Genomic DNA, 255 nt, shown 5'->3' on the forward strand with positions numbered 1-255 from the left:
TGGACAAGGACACTGTCTATCCTGAAAAAGCAGTGATGACAACAGCAAAAGAACATGACAGAAATCAACTTGAAGTCCTTGTAGATGACAAGGAAGCCATGTATGTGTTTGACCGCGGGTATGTTGATTATGAACGTTTTGATCGAATGACAGATGATGGTTACTTCTTTGTATCAAGGCTAAAGAAAAATGCCGTCATACGAGAAATCGAACGTTTTACTCTTCCCGAAGGTAGCAAGGTTTTAGCTGATAAAA

At 39.6% G+C, this 255-nt stretch carries 1 protein-coding gene; it reads left to right on the forward strand.

Features of this window, described 5'->3' with window-relative positions; genetic code table 11:
- Nucleotides 1–255: transposase (locus TEPIDINF_RS14930; protein WP_421692405.1), on the forward strand; the 255-nt coding region annotated here is incomplete at both ends.

Origin of the sequence: Tepidibacillus infernus (genome assembly GCF_048898065.1) — a bacterium.
In the GTDB taxonomy this organism is placed as follows: domain Bacteria; phylum Bacillota; class Bacilli; order Tepidibacillales; family Tepidibacillaceae; genus Tepidibacillus_B; species Tepidibacillus_B infernus.